We start from the raw sequence: 19,091 nt of genomic DNA, 5'->3' as shown, positions 1-19,091 counted from the left end.
TTGAGCCAAGTCAGCGATTTGTCATGTGATATCTGCCATCCATATCCTTCGGATGACGAGTTGCTCCATGGATTTTGGCCGGGCTCGAGCTTGTACCTTGATCCTCGCGGTCGCACTTTTGAGCGCGGGCGGGCTGTCGGCGTTCGCGCGCGACCACGATGACGCGCGACGAGCAGTCGCGGCTGGCGAGATTCGCACGCTCGTCGAAATTCTGAATGTGGTGAAAGGGAAGCTTCCCGGCGAGGTCGTCGGCGTGAAGCTGGAACGTGAAGCCGGAGCTTGGATGTACGAATTCCGCTTGGTTGACGAAAACGGGCGGTTGTTCGTCATCCACGTTGATGCCCGCACCGGCGAGGTCGAACGAATTAAGGAGAAGTGATGCGCGTGCTTGTCGTCGAAGATGACTCGCGGATCGCGTCCGATGTCGCGAGAACGCTCGAAGGGTCTTATGTGGTCGAAACCGTTGCGAACGGCGAGGAAGCCTGGTTCCTCGGCGATACGGAGGACTACGGAGCCATCATACTCGATCTAGGTCTGCCAGGCATGGACGGTCTCGCGGTTTTGAAACGCTGGCGCGCCAACGGCCGCCACATGCCGGTCCTCATCCTTACCGCGCGGGGAAGTTGGGCCGAGCGGGTGGATGGCATAGACGCCGGCGCCGATGACTACTTGCCGAAGCCGTTCCGGATGGAGGAGTTGCTGGCGCGGCTGCGGTCTATTGTACGGCGATCGGCGGGGCACGGTTCGTCAGTCATGACCGCGGGCGAGATTACGCTGGATGAGAGGCAAATGAAGGTGACCCGCCGTGGCGTGCCGATCGCGCTTTCGCCGCTCGAGTACAGGTTGGTCGCTCATCTTCTCCGGAATCGCGGGCGGGTCGTCTCGCAGCAGGAGATCGACGAGAATGTCTATGGTCACGGTGAAGACCACGACTCAAATACGCTCGAGGTGCTGGTCGGCCGCGTGCGCAAGAAGCTCGGCGCCGATGCAATCGAGACGCGGCGCGGGTTCGGCTATCTGATGCCGGAGGCCCCCGCATGAATCGGCATTCGCTCAGGCTGCGACTTGTGGCGGGTGGGATCGTCGCGATCCTGATCGCGCTTGCGGTGTCCGGCGCTGCGCTCATCGTCCTCTTCGAACGCCATGTCTCGCGCACTCTGGCTTTGGAGTTGGACGTCCATCTGAAGCAGCTTCTCTCGAACATCGATGTCGATCCTCAGGGGAAGCTGGTGTTGATGCAGCCACCTGTCGATCCGCGATTCGGCGATCCTCTTTCAGGGCTCTACTGGCAGGTCGGCGACGATCATGGGCAGTTGCTTCGTTCGCGCTCGCTGTGGGAGTCCGCCGTTGAACTTCCGGCCGATCGGCTCTCACCCGGCGAAACCCACCAGCACGAAGCGGCAGGGCCTGGCGGGCAACGGGTGCTAGTAGCCGAGCGCGCCATCACGCTCTCCGCAGACGGGACGCCGGTGACCGTCCGGCTTGCCGTCGCCGAGGATCTAGCAAGAGTATCGGTGGCGACCTCGGCGTTCACCCAGGATCTTTCGATCGCGCTTGCCCTGCTTGGCTGCGTGCTGGTAGTTGCAACGTGGGTCCAGGTCGGCGTCGGCCTGCATCCACTTGTTGCGTTGCGGCGCGGAATTGCAGAAATCCGAGCTGGTCGGGTCAGGCATTTGCCGTCCTCGGTCCCGACGGAGGTCCTTCCTCTCGTCGAGGAAGTCAACGCACTAATCGATGCGCAGGAGCACGAAATCGAACGGTCCCGCGGTCGTGCCGCGGACTTGGCGCATGGGCTGAAGACGCCTCTTGCTGCTCTTGCAGCAGACGCCTCGCGTCTGCGGGAACGGGGCGAGCGCGTCATCGCGAGCGACATTGAGGCAGTGGGCGAAACCATGGGTCGCCATGTCGACCGCGAACTCGCACGTGCAAGGGCTCGCGGACGCACCAGGGGCGGCGCAGCAACGTCCGCGGTCGTGAAACCGCTCGTGGAGTCTATCGTGGCGACGCTGGCGCGAACTCCCGAAGGCGGGCGCGTGAAATTCGAGAACCTCGTCGTACAAGATCTTTGTCTTCCGATCGATAGGACCGACCTCGCCGAGGTACTTGGCAATCTCATCGAGAATGGTGCTCGACATGCTGCCGGATTTGTCCGCATCTCCGCCAACAACGACCGGTCATCACTCGTCATCGAAGACGACGGCGAGGGGATCGCGCCGATCTACCTATCGCGCGTGATCGAGCGTGGTGCCCGCCTCGATGAGCGAGGAGGAGCCGCAGGCCTCGGTCTTGCGATCGTCCAAGACGTCCTCGACGCGTACGAGTGGGGATTGGAACTCTCGCGATCGGACCTCGGTGGGTTGAAGGCGACGATCGCTCCGCAGTATCCGGGCGTGAGCGCGATGCCCTTGAGGTTCCAAGGGTAGCACCAGCTGACCATGCGCTCGATCAGCTCCCGGACAGCCACTCGGATAGTCCTCGCTTGGATCCAATCACCCGTTTTGGCTTGACGGGATTGATTGTCCCAGCGGAAATGCGAAGTGCGCGATCCAGGATCATCCGCGCAAATGCCTTCGCGTCAGCTTCACTGGGAAAAGTCCTGGTTTCGCGCCGATAGATGCGGTCCCTTTCGCGGATGGCCGGCTCGAAAGAGATGTACCATTTCGGCTCCATAACCGCTCTCACAAAGCGCGAATGCTGGACGTATCGCTCACTGTCCGGGCTTGGGCCACGAAGCGAGACCCGTTCCAGCGGAGAATTCGCGGTGCGCTGCCTGAGCGGTCCTGTATCTCCAGAAGAGCTGCGTCTGATTCACGCACTAATCGGACGTCGGGAGCCCGCAAGGCCAGTACTTTCCGATATCGCCCTCGGACCGCCACGTACACCTCGTGCAAGCACCCAGATACATCGCAGACAGCCTCTCTGTTGCGGCATTGGAAATCGTCGAAGTGAAGAGCGACGAAGTGAGTGCTGGGCGTTGTGAGGTAAAGGGCAAATCCTCGTGCCGCAGCGATCGGGGCTCCACACATACCCTCCCACTTTCGCACCTGAAGTCGTATCTCCGGCGGTAGGTTAGCTAGGTGCGCTGGATTCCATGGATCTTGCGCTGTACTCCCTCGTGCCGAGGCAGATGGGGGTAAACCTATCAGGCAAGGTGCGAACACTGTGGCCGCGAGAACGAGGCTCTTCAGCAGCATGGTGGGTCTCCTACGCATCTGACCACCACCGCGCAGGCGCGATTGGCAAAATCATAATTGCCGATCCAACCTTACAATTTGCTGACATGGATCAACAGCTTCCGGTCAGTGAGGGCGCAGCATAGTTCAGCCGCGCGGAAGCGCTCCACTCTGTGAACCCGTTATATCGGACGGGCGGGACTGATGGGATTCCGCCTCTGATCGACAGAGCGGCAATAATTGATCACCACACCCGAATTGCCCGCTTCGGTGTTGGAATGGAATCTTCGCAATGTATCTGAGTTCACCGGCGTCAAAATGGCTGAACCCGACGCGCGTCATGATTGCGGTCGCGCTACTTGCTCTGCCATCTAAATCTTGGGCTGAAGATCAATTGAAACTCAGCGCAGAGCAGGCCACCAGCCTTGGCATTCGCGTGGCTCATCCCGTTGCGAGTCCGACCGACAAGACGCTGCCTTATCCGGCTCAGATCGTCATTCCTACTCCACAATTGTGGATGGTTAGCGCCCCTGTGGCCGGCATGTTGACCAACCTTTCAGTGGCACGGGGCGACCGCGTTATTGCGAGACAGGCGCTCGCGACTATGGAGAGCCCGAGTTTCGTGTCGCAGCAGCGAGACTATTTGCACGCCGTCGCCCAGGAGGTCCTGGCTACTCAGCAACTCAACCGCAATACTCAGCTGTTTCAAGGCAATGCGGTCGCACAACGAGTCCTGGAGTCCAGCCAAGCGGAAGCTCGACAGGCAAGCATTGCAGTCGCGGAGCGTCGGCAGGTGCTTCGCCTCAGCGGCCTTTCGGACGAGTCAATCTCGAGACTGACCAGCGAGGCAGCGATCAGCGCGACCCTTTCGGTCGCCGCGCCGCGGCCGGCGACAGTCATCGATATCGCCGTGTCACCCGGCCAGCGGTTGGAGCAATCCGCACCGCTGATTAAGCTTGCACAGCTTTCTCCACTTTGGGTCGAGATCGCCGTTCCCGCGTCAAACATCAAAGCCATTCGACAAGGCGCGACGGTTGAGGTTGACGGCTACGATACTCCAGGCCAGGTGGTGCTGGTTTCTGAAACGACCGATCCGGCCACGCAAACCGTGCTCGTCCGCGCAGAGGTGCCGAATTCAGGCGATTTGCGACCAGGACAAACTGCTGCTGCTCGAATCTCCTTCGCTTCCAGACGGGAAAGCGCTTGGGAACTTCCTTATAGCGCGCTGATCCGGCGCGGCGAGCAGGCGTCGGTCTTCGTGGCAACGCAAGCCGGTTTCCGTCTGCTGCCGGTCACTCTGCTCGAGGAGGATCAGGACCATGTCGTGGTCTCCGGTGCTATCACCGACAAGGACGAAGTGGCGACCAGCGGAATTTCGGCGCTGCGGGGAATATTGCTGAAGTTGGGGGCGGGTTAGTCGTGCTCGAGCGTCTTGTCGCATTTGCGCTTTCGCAGCGGCTGTTCGTTGCTCTTGGCGTACTTCTGCTGATCGGCGCTGGTCTGGTCTTGTTGCCTAGTCTTCCAATCGACGCTTTCCCGGATGTGTCGCCGGTCCAGGTCAAAGTGATCATGAAGGCACCGGGTCTCACGCCGGAGGAAGTGGAACAGAGAGTCACGGTTCCGATCGAGCTCGAATTGCTCGGGCTGCCAAACAAGAAAATTCTGCGCTCGACCACAAAATACGCACTTGCAGACGTCACAGTCGATTTCGAGGATGGGACTGACATCTACTGGGCGCGGAACCAAGTGTCCGAGCGCCTGGCCAATATCAGTCGCGATTTTCCAGAGGGGGTGACCGGCGGACTCGCTCCGATTACCAGTCCACTCGGTGAAATGTTCATGTTCACCATCGAAAGTGCGGAGCTCTCGCTGGCCGAGCGGCGAAGTCTGCTCGATTGGGTAATCCGTCCGGCGCTGCGGACAGTGCCCGGAGTGGCCGACGTCAATGCGCTCGGTGGCCATGTCCGGGCTTTTGAAATTGTCCCGCTCAGCGACGCGCTTGCGGCTCGCGGCATTTCCTACGAGATGTTTCGGCGCGCGATCGAGATGAACAGCCGCAATGACGGCGCGGGCCGTGTCAATCAGGGCGAAGACAGCGCTCTTGTGCGTATAGAAGGCAGCATTCGGACCATTGACGACATCAGGCAAATCGTCGTCGATACCAAAGATGGGGTTCCGATCCGGGTCAAGGATATTGCCCGCGTCCAGTTAGGGGCGCTGACACGGTACGGCGCTGTCACGGCCGATGGTCACGGCGAAACGGTCGAAGGCCTCGTGCTTGGTCTGCGAGGCGCCAACGCGCGTCAACTCGTGGCAGACGTGCAGGCGCGCCTCGACGAGATTAAGCAATCACTCCCTCAAAGTGTCAGTATCCAGGTCTTCTACGACCGTGGCCGGCTGGTTGACCGCGCGGTTGGCACGGTTATCCGTGCGCTTGGCGAAGCAACCGTCCTTGTCGTCGTTCTCCTCCTGCTATTTCTCGGCAACTGGCGAGCCTCTCTGGTGATCGCCCTATGCCTGCCGCTCGCGATCGTGATCGCCCTTATTGTCATGCGCATAGTCGGCATGTCTGCAAACCTGATGAGCTTGGGCGGCCTTGCCATCGCTATCGGCATGCTGATCGACGCGCTGGTGGTGGTTGTCGAGAACGTCGTGGGAAATCTTAGCAAGGAACCGCAGGGCAAGGCTACCCCGCTAGTCCATATCATCTACCGCTCTGTCTCCGAGGTGCTTCAGCCGGTCGCCTCGGGCGTGCTGATTATCATGATCGTATTCGTGCCGCTGCTGACGCTGGAGGGGCTCGAAGGGAAGTTATTCATCCCTGTTGCGCTCGCGATTATCTTTGCGCTCGGCGGCTCGCTGCTCTTGGCGCTCACGGTCATCCCCGTGGCTACTTCGTTTCTCCTCAAGAGCACGTCGCACCACGAACCGTGGCTGATCCGGATCGCGTCGCGGCTTTATGCGCCTGCACTTGCTTGGGCTCTGAACAATGAGCGCAAGGTAATCATCGCGGCGATAGCGGCCCTCATTGCTGCCGGCTATGCCTACACCTTGCTCGGCAAGACGTTTATGCCGACGATGGACGAGGGCGACATCATCGTCAGCGTCGAGGCTCTGCCATCGATCAATCTCGATGAAATGATTGCGATCAATGCCAAACTTCAGTCGGCTATCCTCGCGAAAGTCCCTGACGTCAAGAGCATCGTGGCCCGAACCGGGTCCGACGAGCTCGGGCTTGACCCGATGGGACCTAACCAGACCGACACATTCTTGGTGCTGAAGCCCGCAGAAGAGCGGAAGACAATCGACAAATCTGCCCTGATTGAAGAGTTGCGGCAAGTGCTCGGCAATTTCCCGGGGCTGTCGCTCAGCTTTACACAGCCGATCGACATGCGCGTGCAGGAAATGATCAGCGGCGTCCGCGGCGATGTCGCGGTGAAAATCTTTGGAGCTGATATCGGCAAGCTCAATGAGATCGCGAGTAAGCTATCCGTCATTTTGTCCAGCATCGACGGCGCTGAGGATGTCTACACCACACTCAACGAGGGTGCCCAATATTACACGGTCGCTGTGAATCGGATGGAGGCGGGGCGGCTCGGCCTGACGGTGGACGCCATCTCGAATTCTCTGCGCACCCAGATCGAAGGACGTACGATCGGAACGGTGCTGGAAGAAGGACGCCGCACCCCCATCCTCGTGCGTGGCAGCGAAACCACACGTGAAGCACCCACGCTCCTCGCAAGCCTGCCGCTAACCCTTGCCTCGGGTCAGCATGTGGCCCTCTCGCAAGTGGCCCGGATTCAACGGGTGGACGGTCCCGTCCTGGTCAATCGCGAGAACGGGAACCGAATGAGCGTAGTGCGGGCCAACGTTCGCGGCCGCGACATGGTCGGGTTTGTCGAAGCGGCCCGGCAGAAGGTCGCCACGGAGCTGCCCTTGCCGCAGGGTTACAGACTTACCTGGGGCGGTCAGTTCGAGAATCAGCAACGTGCGGCCGCGCGCCTCTCGATCGTGGTGCCGGTGGCGATCGGGCTGATCTTTGTGCTGCTGTTCACGACCTTCGGTTCGATCCGACAAGCGTTGTTGGTCCTGGTCAATATCCCGTTTGCTGTGATTGGCGGCGTCTTTGCGCTGGTATTTACCGGCGAATACCTTTCGGTCCCGGCGTCCGTCGGGTTCATTGCATTGCTTGGAATTGCGGTGCTCAACGGCGTCGTGCTGGTCTCCTATTTCAACCAGCTACGCGCTCATGGTGTGCCGGAGGGGCGCATTGTCATCGACGGCGCCCAGCGCAGGCTCAGGCCGGTCCTGATGACGGCGAGCATCACGGCTTTGGGCTTGATCCCTTTGTTGTTTGCGACCGGTCCGGGATCAGAGATCCAGCGGCCTCTCGCGATCGTGGTGATCGGCGGCCTGTTGTCGTCCACGGCTTTGACGCTCATTCTTCTGCCAATCCTCTATCGCCGGTTTGGTGGCATTGTGAAGGGTACCAAATGAGTGCCGAATTTGTCTGCCTCACGCTGATCGCCGGCCGATCACTCCGGGACGAGTTGTTCGACTACCTTAGCGAACAACGCGATCTTGTTTCCGGTTTCACCGCATCGGACGCTGCGGGACACGGTCCCGATGTTCGATTGCAGACATCAGCCGAGCGGGTCAAAGGACATGCAGACGAGTTGATCGTGCGGACGATCCTTGAGGCACAAGCCGCGGCTGAGTTGCTCGAACGACTGAAGGCGGCCTTCGTGGGATCCAGGATCGTCTATTGGATCGTGCCGGTTTCGGAATTTGGCGTGATCGACGTCCCCTATCGGTGAAGTTTCCCGATCCCTCGACCTTTCGTATCAAACCGGGGGCGTTGTCATTTCGGGCGGACTGGAGCCGTACTGCCGGAGACAAGGGCCTCTGCTCGACGAAAATCCGCTTCCGCACCGACCCCGTCGCCGATTTTTGCCTTCATCGTTCCGCGCTCGCGGATGAGAACCTGATTTTTCGGATCTGCTTTGATGACAACGTCGAGGTCGGCGATAGCGCGGTCGAACAGGCCTTTGCGGCTATAAGCCGCTGCTCGAGCACCAAACGCTGCGAGGTAGTCCGATTTCAGTCGAATTGCCTGATCAAAATCCGTGATAGCGCGGTCTAACTCGCCCTTGGCCATCAACGCCACGCCGCGATTGTTGATGGCGACATAGTGGTCGGGCATGAGGCTGATGGCCTTATCATAGTCCTCTACGGCGCGGTCCAGATCCCCTCTCGCCCTGAACGCAAGGCCACGATTATTGTAAGCTGCGACCAATTGGGCGAGAATCCGCTCCCCTGCGGTAATCACCGCCGTGCATCCCCGGATAGGGCGATCAGACAATAGCTCAGCGGAACGCGCGCAAGAATCCCAGTCTTCTTCGCTCAGGGCTGAAGCTGGCGAGGTGCAATACGCGACCAGCATTGCAGTCATCGCTGCGCCTGTCAGGCCTGCTCTGAGCGTTGCGCCGGCCGCAACTCTTGCGAGCGGTTCTGTCATTGCCTGCACTCTAGCCACTTTACGACGGGGACCTTTGGTAGAACCAGACGGCAAATCGGGTCCTGTCTCGTTGATTTTGGTGTTGGTCAATATATGGGCTTTGATGGCTGACATTTTACTGACATGGATCAACTGGATTTTGTCAGTCAACATCGGGCATCACCATCCGCCTGCACTGTTAGAAGCGACCAACGAATTTCGGACGCGCACATGGCAGGCCTAGCGCAGTCCACCTCGGCGCAGGCGTCTAAACGTGAAGCGCGACGTGCGAGGGCCGTTGGCCGGCGCAAGGACTCAGGCCGACATCGGCACTTCCCATAGCGCGCGCAAGGCGCGGATCGCTTGAGATCGTAGCGGAGGCGGGAATGCTCAGTGGGCTCATGGGATAGGGGCTCTGGATGAACCTCGATCTGATTGGCTCCAGTCGGACATAGATTGCTGGGCCTAGCTGAAACTTCCCCATGACGGATTGGAGCGAGAGTTCAGGTGTTTCAAATGGTTAGAAGGCGTCGCGTGCACAACGTGTGCACCGGGAGATCAAGAAAAATCTCGCCACAGCCAATGTGAGCAGGGCAGGCGGGATGGTTGGACAGACCGACACTGGCGAGAGCAGCGAGTTTATTGTCTGCCGCAGAGGGAGAAGAGCTCAAGTGTCGGAGGTGGAGTCCCGCGGGGCCTTCTTCGCGCATCGACAGAATGCTGCCGGCGCAATTTGAGAACAAAGAGAATCCTAGCAGCGGGGGTCGGTAGCGCTCCAGCGGCTCGAACCCTCGATACTTTACGCATCTCTCCGAGAGGATAGCGACCAGCCATTCCGACAAAGTGTAAAGCTGTTGCGGCTTCAATGCCGGTATGTGGGTGGGCTTGTCGGAATAGCCATTGATTGTTCGTCGAAATCATACGCCTCTTAATCAGCGGGTCCCAGGTTCGAGCCCTGGTGCGCCCACCAAGCCGCGGTCGGACATCGCTCGCCGCAGAACGAGAAACCGAATTGTGGGAGGCGTCCTAGACGCTCTCGACTACGATGGCAAATCGCATGGCCTTCGCTTCCTCGGCCGACTGGAACGATGTAGACCTCGCACTTCCTGCTGTTGAAAAAGCTCCGCGCATACATCACGCAACCATTGGCTTGCCGGATCGTGGTGGAAACGGGCGTGCCAATATTGCTTTACCGTGAAGCCGGAGATCGCCAGCGGACAGTTGAGCACGTTGAGTCCGTAGTAGTGAGCCAGCGTTTCGCCAATGTGCCTTGGAAGGGTGGCGATCAGGTCGGTCGTCCCGACGATTGCGGGTAGCCCCAAAAAGCCCGGTAGCTCGAGCGCAACGTCAAGGACCATCTGCTGCTCCCGCAGCGCGTCCGCGAGCAACTGATGTCCTGTGCCGGAGCGAATGAGGACGTGCGCCTCACGCCTGAAATCCTTTGCTGTGATGCGGTCGCGGATCCGGGCATGTCTTGCGTTCGCCAGGCAGACCCAATCCTGCGGAAAAAGTGCCTGTTGAAAGTGCCCAGCGTCGAGGTCCGAGATGTAGCCGAGCGCCAGATCGGCCTCGCCAGACTGCAGCATCCGGGGGGTGTCGGCACCGATCTGTGCTGCTTCGATGCGGATGCCGGGACCGACGCGACGAACATGCGCGAGGATGGCGGGCAGGAGCGTGATGTGGCTCGCATCGGTCATGCAGATGACGAAGCGGCGCTTGGCGCTCGCGGGATCAAACTCGGAGCGAAGCTCCGCCAGACGACGCAGCATCTCCAATGCCTGTCTGGCCGTACCGATGAGAGCCTCGGCGCGCGGGGTCGGCAGCATTCCTTCCGCCGACCGGATGAAGAGCGGATCGTCCAATTCCTTTCGCAAGCGCGCCAGCCAGATGGAAATCGTCGGCTGGCTTTGACCGAGCTTCTCGGCGGCCTTGGTGACGCTGCCGGTGGAGAACAGCGCGTCAAACAGCCGGAGCAGGCGCGGCTCCAAAAGGTTCGTCTCGGACGGATCCCGTTGCTTCATTGCGATCTGCAATAATGGTTATAAGTGTCATAGCATATCCAAATACTACGCATCCTGCTAGCACGCTTCCAACGCCAAAATCGGCGAGGGAGAAGCGTTCGGATGAGGATCTGCTTTGTCGGAGCGGGAGCCTTGGGCTCGACCATCGGCGGCACGCTGGCGCGCGGCGGGACCGAGGTTTGGTTGATCGATCCGTTTCAGGCTCATGTCGACGCGATCAATGCCCGTGGTCTGCGGATGCTCGAAGGCGATGCCGAGACGGTCGTGAAGATCTCGGCCTGTACCTCCGCGAGCCAGGTCGGCATCGTGGCGGACCTCGTCATCGTCCTCGTCAAATCCTATCACACGCGAGATGCGATCCGGGCGGCAGCGCCGGTCATCGGGCCGCAGACGGTTGTGATGTCGCTGCAAAACGGCCTTGGCCACGAAGACATCCTTTCGGAGGAAGTCGGTCGTCACAGGGTCATTGCAGGCAAGACCTATGTTGGCGGCGTACTGCTCGGACCCGGTCATGTTCGCTCCGGGGTCGTCGGCAAGGAAACCATCATCGGCGAGCTCGATGGACGCTTGACCGAACGCGCACAGCGAATTTCCGAGACGTTCAATCGCGCCGGCGTCCTCACACTGCTCAGCGACAACATCATGGGCACGATGTGGGACAAGTTGTTCATCAACGTCGCCGGTGGCGGAATCACCGCCGTTACCGGCCTGACTTATGGCGGTCTCTATTCGCTGCCGATCCTGGAAGATTGCGCGCTGGCCGCAATCTCGGAGGGCATCGCGGTGGCGCAAGCTGCCGGCGTTAAGATCTCGATTGCCGATCCGCGCCTTGCCTGGACGATGGCGTCTGCCGGCTTACCGCCCGAGTTCAAGACGTCGATGTTGCAGAGCTTGCAGTCCGGCAATCTCACCGAGGTCGATTACATTCACGGCTCGGTCGTGCGTTGGGGCGCCAAGCTCAACGTGCCGACCCCCGTCAACGCCACCCTCGTCGCGCTGGTCAAAGGGATTGAGTACGCCCGCAGCGATTATCCGGGAAAGGCCTGAGACGATGTCGTTGCCCCGCGCTTACGTCGAACACGTCGCGATCCGCGTGCCGGACGTCGATCGTCACGTCGGCTTCTTTCGAGAGGTGCTCGGTCTTGCCGTTCGCGACGAGCAGCCCGCCGATGGCGCGCGCGCGCGGCAGGTCTGGGTGCTCGGAAGCGTGCAACTCATCGAGGATCCGCATTTTGCCGGGCCGGAGGGGCGCCTCGCCCATCTCGGCATCATGGTCGACGATTACGAAGGTGTGCTCGCCCGTGCCGCCGCCTGGGGCGCCAAGGCGTTACCCGCGGGGCCAAACTGGCTCGAGCTGCCGGGCGGGCTGAACGTCGAAATCTTGCAAGCCAGTGCGGGCGCCGTGGAAGCTGCGCTGGCGATCAATCCACGGGCCTAAGGAACACGCGACATGAGCGATGAGCGCTACTGGGACGATGCCAAGGTCGGCGACGAATGCGTCACCCCTGCCGTGACGGTCACCGAAGCGATGGTGAATGCCTATGCCGAACTGACCGGCGATTTCACGCCTGTTCATGTCGACGAGGAATACGCCAAGACCACACCGTTCGGCACGCGAGTCGCGCACGGGCTGTTTGGCCTGTCGCTGGCCGATGGTTTGAAGACGCGTGCCGACTACCGATTCCTTCCGGGAATGTCGCTGGGCTGGACGTGGGATTTCAAGCTGCCGATCAAGCTCGGCGATACCGTGCACGTGAAGTTCCGCGTTGGTTCAATGCGCACCACGAAGCGGGAAGGGTGGGGCATCGTGGTGCTACCCTCAGAGCTGATCAATCAACGCGGCGAAGTGGTGCAGCTCGGCGAGCACCGGCTGATGATTCCGATGCGCCCGAAGACCAACGCCGCAGGAGAGCAGGCATGACCGCGCAAGATCTGCCGCTCCAGAACCTGCCGCTCAAAGGCATTCGCGTCATCGACTACAGCCATTTCCTTGCAGGCCCGTTCATGGGCCGTTGCCTCGCCGCGATGGGCGCAGAGGTCATCAAGGTGGAACGTCCGAAGCAAGGCGATGCGGGCCGCGCCCATGGCTATTTTAAGGACGGACAATCTGGTTACTTCCTGCAGCAGAACATGGGCAAGCAGGGATTGTGCATCGACCTGCGCGACAAGCGCGGTCTCGACATGATGATGAAGCTCATCGACACGGCCGACGTCTTCATCGAGAACTACCGCCCCGGCGCGCTCGAGCGCCTCGGGCTTGGCTACAAGGCGCTCTCGGCGCGGAATCCCAAACTGATCTACTGCTCGGTTTCCGCCTATGGCCACACCGGTCCCTATGCCGACCGCCCGGGCTTCGGCCTGATCGCAGAGGCGATGTCGGGCGCTCTGGCGCAACTGGGCAATCCCGGTGAAGCGCCGCCGCTGCTGCGGATGCCATTGGCCGATATGTACACCGGCATTCACGGCGTGGCTGCCATCAACGCCGCGCTGGTCGGCCGCGCGTCGTCCGGACGCGGCCAACACATCGATCTGGCGCTGTACGACTGCATGGTCTCGATGCACGACTATGCGGTTCAGCGCTACTTCCTCTCCGGCGGTATCGACCTGCCGAAGCAGACTGGAAGCGGACAGCCGGACTCGACCGTCTACGGCGTCTTTCCGGCAAAGGACGGCAATCTTGTCATCGCCGCGCAGGTCGATGATGCGTGGCGACGATTGGCGAGCCTGATCGGGGGAGATACGTTGGCATCCGACGAGCGCTTCACCACGCCCGCTGCCCGTAACGCCCATTATGCCGAGGCGATGGAGATCGTGCGCAAGTGGACGCTGTCGCAGCCGTCTCGGGATGCATGCCTCGCGGCACTCGACGAAGCCGGTGTGCCGTCCGCCCCCGTGCAGACCATCGCGGAAGTCGTGAAGGATCCGCAGATCCATGCGCGCGGCATGTTGGTCGAGCAGGAGCATCCTGTGCTCGGCAAGGTCACGCTGCCCAACCTGCCGTTTCATTTCTCCGATTGCGACACGACGGTGCGCACGCCCGCGCCGTTACTCGGCCAGGATAACCGCCGCATCGCAGCCTCGCTGGGGTTCTCTGCTGAACAGGTCGACGAAATGGTGCACGACGGCGTTCTCTTTAGCGAAGCCGCGGTGTAGGAGTGAGCCATGAGCGATCGTTATGCGGTGATCGGCAATCCGATCGGTTTTAGCAAATCACCTCTCATCCATGGCACTTTCGCCAGAATGACAGGACAGGACCTCGTCTATGAGGCGATCGAGGCACCCCTCGGTGGCTTCAGCGAACGCGTCGATCAATTCCGCACCGAGGGCGCCAAGGGGCTGAACATCACCGCCCCATTCAAGCTTGATGCCTTCGCCTACGCAAACGAGCTTTCAGAGAGCGCCGACCGCGCCGGCGCCGTAAACTGCCTGAAGTTCGATGGCGATCGGATCATTGGCGAGAATTTCGATGGGATCGGCCTAGTGCGCGACATCACCGTGAATCTCGGGGTAAAAATGGCCGGCCAGCGCGTCCTGATGCTCGGCGCCGGGGGCGCGGCGCGTGGCGCGCTGCTGCCGTTCCTGCGCCAGGAGCCATCCGAGCTGGTCCTCGTCAATCGTACCTTATCGAAGGCTGTGGCATTGGCCGAAGAGTTTGCCGGTTGTGGTCCCCTGATCGTCAGCGGCTATGCTGAGCTGGCCGATCTTGCCGAGGGTTATGACGTCGTGGTCAACGCGACATCGGCCAGCCTGCGAGGTGAGATGCCGCCGCTTCCCGGCAATGTCTTCCGCGGTGCGAAGTTGGCGTACGAACTTGCCTATGGCAAGGGACTAACTCCCTTTCTGCAGGCGGCCCGCGCCGAAGGCGTCGCCAAGCTGGCCGACGGCGTCGGCATGCTGGTCGAGCAGGCGGCGGAAGCTTTTGCCTGGTGGCGCGGCGTTCGACCGAGCACGGCTCAGGTCATCGCCGAGCTGACTGTTCCTTTGAGCTGACGGGGCGATGCCGAGCATGCTTCAGAAGTCCAGCTTTCTCGTCGGTCTGATTGGGAGCGGCATCGCCGCGTCCCGCACTCCGCCTATGCATGAAGCTGCCGCCGACGCTGCGGGCATCCGCTATCTCTACAAGAAGATTGACCTGACTGAGTTGAAACTTGGTGCCGAAGCGCTGCCGGAATTGCTGACGGCGGCAAAGCGGATGGGCTTTGACGGGCTGAACGTGACCCATCCCTGCAAGCAGGCGATTCTTCCGCTGCTGGACGCGCTTTCGCCCGACGCGGAGGCGCTGGGCGCCGTGAACACCGTGGTCATCAGGAACGGCCGAATGACCGGCCACAACACCGACTGGTTCGGCTTCGCCGAGAACTTTCGCCGCAATATGCAGGGTGCGCCGCTCGGTCGGGTCGTCCAATTCGGCGCGGGCGGCGCAGGCGCAGCGGTCGCTTTCGCGCTCATGAAGCTCGGCGTGCAGGAACTGAGCATTATCGATGTCGACTTGGCCAAAGCGCAGAGTTTGGTAAACAGCATGTCTCCCCGATTTGTGGAGGGGCGCATGAGGGCTGGTCAGGATGTCGCCGCGGAAGTCGCTGCCGCTGACGGAATCGTCAACGCGACGCCGATCGGCATGGACAAATATCCCGGCACGCCGCTGCCGACGGCTCTGCTGCGTCCCGATCTGTGGGTCGCCGAGATCGTCTACTTCCCGCTGGAAACCGCGCTGCTCAGGGCGGCGCGTGCTCTGGGCTGCCGTACCGTCGATGGCGGAGGCATGGCGATCTTCCAGGGGACCGAAGCATTTCGCCTGTTCACGGACATCTCACCTGATCCAGACGTTTTCTTCGCCACTTTTGCCTCCCTGGGAGGGTGACGTCAGGCCGATGGGCGAGCGGCACGCACAACGCCCGAGAGGAAACGCAAGATGGGCTACACGCTCGATTTCTCGGTGGTTTGGCACGCGATGCCAGCCCTGCTGTGGGGGTGCGTGGGCACGTTGGGCCTGGCGCTTGCCGGCATGACGCTCGCGATGGTGATCGGTGTCGCCGGCGTCGCGGCACGCGATGCGAGGGCAGCCTGGTTGCGCGCCATCGTGATCGGATTCGTCGAAATCGTGCGCAACACGCCTTTCCTGGTGCAGATTTTCTTTCTGTTCTTCGCCCTGCCGCTCATCGGGTTGAAGCTCAATCCAACCGCGACCGCCGTTATCGCCCTCGGTGTCAATGGGGGCGCCTATGCCATCGAGATCATCCGCGGCGGCGTCCAGTCTATACACAAGGGACAAATAGAGGCGGGCTACGCGCTCGGACTGCACAAAGGGCAGGTGTTCCGGTTCATTGTGCTCAAGCCCGCGCTTCGCGCGATTTACCCCTCGCTCACCGGTCAGTTCATCATGCTGACGCTGACCTCGTCGATCTGTTCGGCGGTATCGGCTTACGAATTGACGTCGGTTGCGCAGCGTATCGAAAGCGATACGTTCCGCAGTTTCGAGGTCTATTTTTCCGTCACCTTCCTCTATCTCGCGATCTCCTGGCTGCTGATGCTCGGCTTTGCGGTCATCTCTCACCGCTTCTTCTCTTATCCGACACGCTGAGGGGGCGATCATGACACCGCATTTTGGTCTTCCCGAGTTCGGCTTCCTGCTGCGTGGGCTGCAATGGACGGTGCTGCTGACGCTGGTCGCATTCGCAGGCGGCTGCACGGCAGGGCTCGCCGTCGCATTGCTGCGCACCTGCGGTCACAAGGGCGTGGAATGGATCACCCGCATCTACATCGGGGTATTCCAGGGCACGCCGCTGCTGCTGCAGCTCTTCGTCGTGTATTACGGATTGGCGCTGACCGGGCTGAAGCTCGACGCGTTCGTCGCGGTGGCGATCGGTTTCACCGTGAACGCCTCGGCCTTCCTTGGCGAGATCTGGCGCGGAGCGATCCAGGCGGTGCCGCGCGGGCAGACCGAGGCGGCGATGGCGCTTGGACTGCACTACTCGTCCCGCATGCGCGACATCGTGCTGCCGCAGGCGATCCGCATCTCGCTGCCGGCGACGATCGGCTATCTCGTGCAGCTCATCAAGGGCACGTCGCTCGCCGCCATCGTCGGTTTCATCGAACTTGCCCGCGCCGGTCAGATCGTATCGAACCAGACCTTCCAGCCGTTGCTCGTCTTCGGCGTGGTCGGCGCGATGTATTTCATCCTCTGCTGGCCACTGTCGTGGTGGGGCAGCCGGATGGAGGCCAGGCTCGCCCTGGCCAGTCAAAGGTAGGAACGGCGCACCTGCTCAATCATAAACAGCCATCATCAGGAGGAGATACTCATGTTGTTTTCACTCAATCGTCGCCAGTTCGGGGTCGCGCTAATGGCATTGGCGGCCGTCGCCGTCGCAGGCAAATCGCAGGCCGGCACGTTGGACGACGTGAAGAAGAAGGGTGTCGTCGTCATCGGCATTCAGGGCGACAATCCCCCGTGGGGCTATGTCGATAGCTCGGGAAAGCAGGATGGCATCGATGCCGATATGGGGCGCGCCTTCGCCGAGTATCTCGGCGTGAAGGCCGAGTTCGTTCCGCTGGCGGTGGCCAATCGCATTCCGGCGCTGACCACGGGCCGCGTCGACATTCTGTTCGCTACAATGGCCATGCTGCCCGAGCGCGCCAAGGCGGTGCAGTATTCCAAGCCGTATGTTGCCAACGAGATTACGCTGGTCGCGGCCCAGGCCACCCCGATCAACAGCAATGCCGACATGAGCAAGTTCGTTATCGGCGTTCCGAGGTCCTCCACGCAGGACACCCAGGTCACCAATAACGCGCCAGCAGGCACCGAAATCCGCAGGTTTGACGATGATGCGGCCACGATTCAGGCGCTGATCTCCGGCCAGGTACAGGCCGTCGGCGCAAACAGCTTCTACCCGCAGCGTCTGAACGCCGCAAAGCCCGAACTTGGGTTCGAACCCAAGCTTCACTTCATGGCTCTGTACAATGGAGCGTGTACGCGCCTCGGAGACAAGGAGTGGAACGAGACGGCCAACAAGTTCATCGACCAAATCAAGTCGAACGGCAAGTTGGCGAGCTTCTACGCCAAGTGGATGAAGGCCCCCGTGCCGATCTTCCCGGAGACGGTCCCCGGCGTTCCCTTCACAGTTCAGTAGCCATTGCGAGCGGCCGACGCGCGATCCGCGTTGGCCGCCGTCCGATAGCGGAGCCGAATCCATGCAGGACAACATCCTGATCGAAATGAAGGGCGTGCAGAAGTGGTACGGTGGGTACCAAGCTCTCCGCGACGTCGATCTCACCGTGCGCAAGGGCGAGAAGATCGTGCTCTGCGGTCCGTCCGGGTCGGGCAAATCGACGCTGATCCGTTGTATCAACCGCCTCGAGCCGATCCAGCAGGGCAGCATCGTGGTGAACGGTCATCGGCTTGACGACAGCATCAAGGCTATCGATGTCGTGCGTCAGGACGTCGGCATGGTCTTTCAGAGCTTCAATCTCTTTCCGCATATGACAGTCTTGCAGAACTGCATGCTCGCACCCATCCGCGCGCGCCGCATCGGCAAGAGCGAGGCAGAAGCGACCGCACGAAAATACCTCGAACGCGTGCGCATCGGTGACCAGGCCGAGAAGTATCCGGCGCAGCTTTCGGGCGGTCAGCAACAGCGCGTCGCGATCGCGCGCGCGCTCTGCATGCAGCCCAAGGTGATGCTGTTTGACGAACCGACCTCGGCTCTCGACCCCGAAATGGTCAAGGAGGTGCTCGACACGATGATCGGCCTCGCCAACGATGGCATGACCATGATTTGCGTCACCCACGAGATGGGCTTTGCCCGCCAGGTCGCCGATCGGGTCATCTTCATGGCCGAAGGGCAGATCATCGAAGAAGGCGAGCCCGAGGCGTTCTTCCGCAATCCCCAACACGCCCGCACCAGGCAGTTCCTCGGCGAGATCCTTGCCCATCACTGAACGGAGTTCTCTCATGAGTCGTCTTGTTTACGTCCTCAACGGCCCAAATCTCAATTTGCTCGGCAAACGCCAGCCCCACATCTACGGTCACGAGACGCTTGCGGATGTGGAGCGGGATTGCCTGGCGCTGGCCCGGGAGCTTGGCCTGGAGATTCGCTTCCATCAATCCAACCGGGAATACGAGCTGATCGACTGGGTCCACGAGGCGCGCGAGACGGCTGCCGGGATCGTGATGAATCCCGCCGCTTTCACCCACACGTCGGTCGCCATCCTGGATGCCTTGAATACGTTCGAAGGGACTGTGATCGAGGTGCATATTTCCAACGTACATAAGCGCGAGGAATTCCGTCACCATTCGTTTGTGTCCAAACGGGCTGATGGGGTCATCGCGGGCTTCGGCACCCAGGGGTATCTGCTCGGCTTGCGTCGTGTGGCCAGGCTGCTTGACGAGAAGAAGGGATAGCA

Annotated in this window: 19 protein-coding genes; 17 read left to right on the top strand and 2 right to left on the bottom strand. The window is 61.0% G+C overall.

All coding sequences use genetic code 11. The features are described from left to right. The first annotated feature begins 97 nt into the window (after positions 1-97). From M2427_RS21720 to M2427_RS21695, 6 genes are all read left to right on the top strand, one after another. A complete protein-coding gene (locus tag M2427_RS21720) occupies positions 98-379 on the top strand; it encodes a PepSY domain-containing protein (protein ID WP_348521939.1) in 282 nt (93 codons plus the stop codon). Continuing rightward, positions 379-1,041 carry a response regulator transcription factor gene (locus M2427_RS21715; protein ID WP_280708683.1) on the top strand — a complete coding sequence of 221 codons (663 nt, stop codon included), beginning with the start codon at positions 379-381 and terminating at the stop codon, positions 1,039-1,041. Before M2427_RS21720 ends, M2427_RS21715 begins: the two co-directional genes overlap by 1 nt. Beyond that, the gene (locus M2427_RS21710; RefSeq protein ID WP_280708682.1) at positions 1,038-2,423 is read left to right on the top strand and encodes a HAMP domain-containing sensor histidine kinase; all 1,386 of its coding nucleotides are present in this window, start codon (positions 1,038-1,040) and stop codon (positions 2,421-2,423) included. The genes M2427_RS21715 and M2427_RS21710 overlap by 4 nt, the downstream gene beginning before the upstream one ends. Positions 2,424-3,465: 1,042 nt before the next feature. Further along, a complete protein-coding gene (locus tag M2427_RS21705; RefSeq protein WP_280708681.1) occupies positions 3,466-4,590 on the top strand; it encodes an efflux RND transporter periplasmic adaptor subunit in 1,125 nt (374 codons plus the stop codon). A gap of 2 nt (positions 4,591-4,592) precedes the next feature. Then, positions 4,593-7,670 carry a CusA/CzcA family heavy metal efflux RND transporter gene (locus M2427_RS21700; protein ID WP_280708679.1) on the top strand — a complete coding sequence of 1,026 codons (3,078 nt, stop codon included), beginning with the start codon at positions 4,593-4,595 and terminating at the stop codon, positions 7,668-7,670. After that, complete coding sequence (locus tag M2427_RS21695; RefSeq protein ID WP_280708678.1) at positions 7,667-7,990, top strand: DUF3240 family protein; 324 nt, start codon at positions 7,667-7,669, stop codon at positions 7,988-7,990. Before M2427_RS21700 ends, M2427_RS21695 begins: the two co-directional genes overlap by 4 nt. Before the next feature lie 44 nt (positions 7,991-8,034). On the opposite strand, the gene M2427_RS21690 is transcribed toward M2427_RS21695, so the two are convergent. Both M2427_RS21690 and M2427_RS21685 read right to left on the bottom strand, forming a co-directional pair. After that, positions 8,035-8,844 carry a tetratricopeptide repeat protein gene (locus tag M2427_RS21690; protein WP_280708677.1) on the bottom strand — a complete coding sequence of 270 codons (810 nt, stop codon included), beginning with the start codon at positions 8,842-8,844 and terminating at the stop codon, positions 8,035-8,037. Positions 8,845-9,710: 866 nt separating this feature from the next. After that, positions 9,711-10,691 carry a LysR family transcriptional regulator gene (locus M2427_RS21685; protein ID WP_280708676.1) on the bottom strand — a complete coding sequence of 327 codons (981 nt, stop codon included), beginning with the start codon at positions 10,689-10,691 and terminating at the stop codon, positions 9,711-9,713. 102 nt (positions 10,692-10,793) lie between these two features. On the opposite strand from M2427_RS21685, the gene M2427_RS21680 reads away from it, so the two are divergent. From M2427_RS21680 to aroQ, 11 genes are all read left to right on the top strand, one after another. Further along, complete coding sequence (locus M2427_RS21680; protein ID WP_280708675.1) at positions 10,794-11,738, top strand: ketopantoate reductase family protein; 945 nt, start codon at positions 10,794-10,796, stop codon at positions 11,736-11,738. 4 nt (positions 11,739-11,742) lie between these two features. Then, entirely contained in the window at positions 11,743-12,129 is a 387-nt protein-coding gene (locus M2427_RS21675; protein WP_280708674.1) for a VOC family protein, read from the top strand. A 12-nt stretch (positions 12,130-12,141) separates the two neighbouring features. After that, a complete protein-coding gene (locus tag M2427_RS21670; protein WP_280708673.1) occupies positions 12,142-12,612 on the top strand; it encodes a MaoC/PaaZ C-terminal domain-containing protein in 471 nt (156 codons plus the stop codon). Beyond that, on the top strand, positions 12,609-13,844 hold the full coding sequence (locus M2427_RS21665; protein WP_280708672.1) for a CoA transferase: 1,236 nt from the start codon (positions 12,609-12,611) through the stop codon (positions 13,842-13,844). The genes M2427_RS21670 and M2427_RS21665 overlap by 4 nt, the downstream gene beginning before the upstream one ends. A gap of 9 nt (positions 13,845-13,853) precedes the next feature. Continuing rightward, positions 13,854-14,681, top strand: a complete 828-nt coding sequence (aroE, locus tag M2427_RS21660) for a shikimate dehydrogenase (RefSeq protein ID WP_280708671.1) — start codon at positions 13,854-13,856, stop codon at positions 14,679-14,681. Positions 14,682-14,697: 16 nt separating this feature from the next. Further along, the gene (locus tag M2427_RS21655) at positions 14,698-15,552 is read left to right on the top strand and encodes a shikimate dehydrogenase (protein WP_280708670.1); all 855 of its coding nucleotides are present in this window, start codon (positions 14,698-14,700) and stop codon (positions 15,550-15,552) included. Between the two features lie 51 nt (positions 15,553-15,603). After that, positions 15,604-16,272, top strand: coding sequence for an amino acid ABC transporter permease (locus M2427_RS21650; protein ID WP_280708668.1), 669 nt, complete (start codon positions 15,604-15,606; stop codon positions 16,270-16,272). Between the two features lie 10 nt (positions 16,273-16,282). Next, entirely contained in the window at positions 16,283-16,939 is a 657-nt protein-coding gene (locus M2427_RS21645) for an amino acid ABC transporter permease (RefSeq protein WP_280708667.1), read from the top strand. A gap of 51 nt (positions 16,940-16,990) precedes the next feature. Beyond that, positions 16,991-17,818, top strand: coding sequence for a transporter substrate-binding domain-containing protein (locus tag M2427_RS21640; RefSeq protein ID WP_280708666.1), 828 nt, complete (start codon positions 16,991-16,993; stop codon positions 17,816-17,818). 61 nt (positions 17,819-17,879) lie between these two features. Next, complete coding sequence (locus tag M2427_RS21635) at positions 17,880-18,626, top strand: amino acid ABC transporter ATP-binding protein (protein WP_280708665.1); 747 nt, start codon at positions 17,880-17,882, stop codon at positions 18,624-18,626. 13 nt (positions 18,627-18,639) lie between these two features. Further along, entirely contained in the window at positions 18,640-19,089 is a 450-nt protein-coding gene (aroQ, locus tag M2427_RS21630; protein WP_280708664.1) for a type II 3-dehydroquinate dehydratase, read from the top strand. Positions 19,090-19,091: the final 2 nt, after the last annotated feature.

The sequence above is a fragment of the Bradyrhizobium sp. BR13661 genome, from assembly GCF_029892425.1.
In the GTDB taxonomy this organism is placed as follows: domain Bacteria; phylum Pseudomonadota; class Alphaproteobacteria; order Rhizobiales; family Xanthobacteraceae; genus Bradyrhizobium.
The sequence above is the reverse complement of the archived record's forward strand: the minus strand, read 5'-3'. Positions and strand labels throughout refer to the sequence as shown.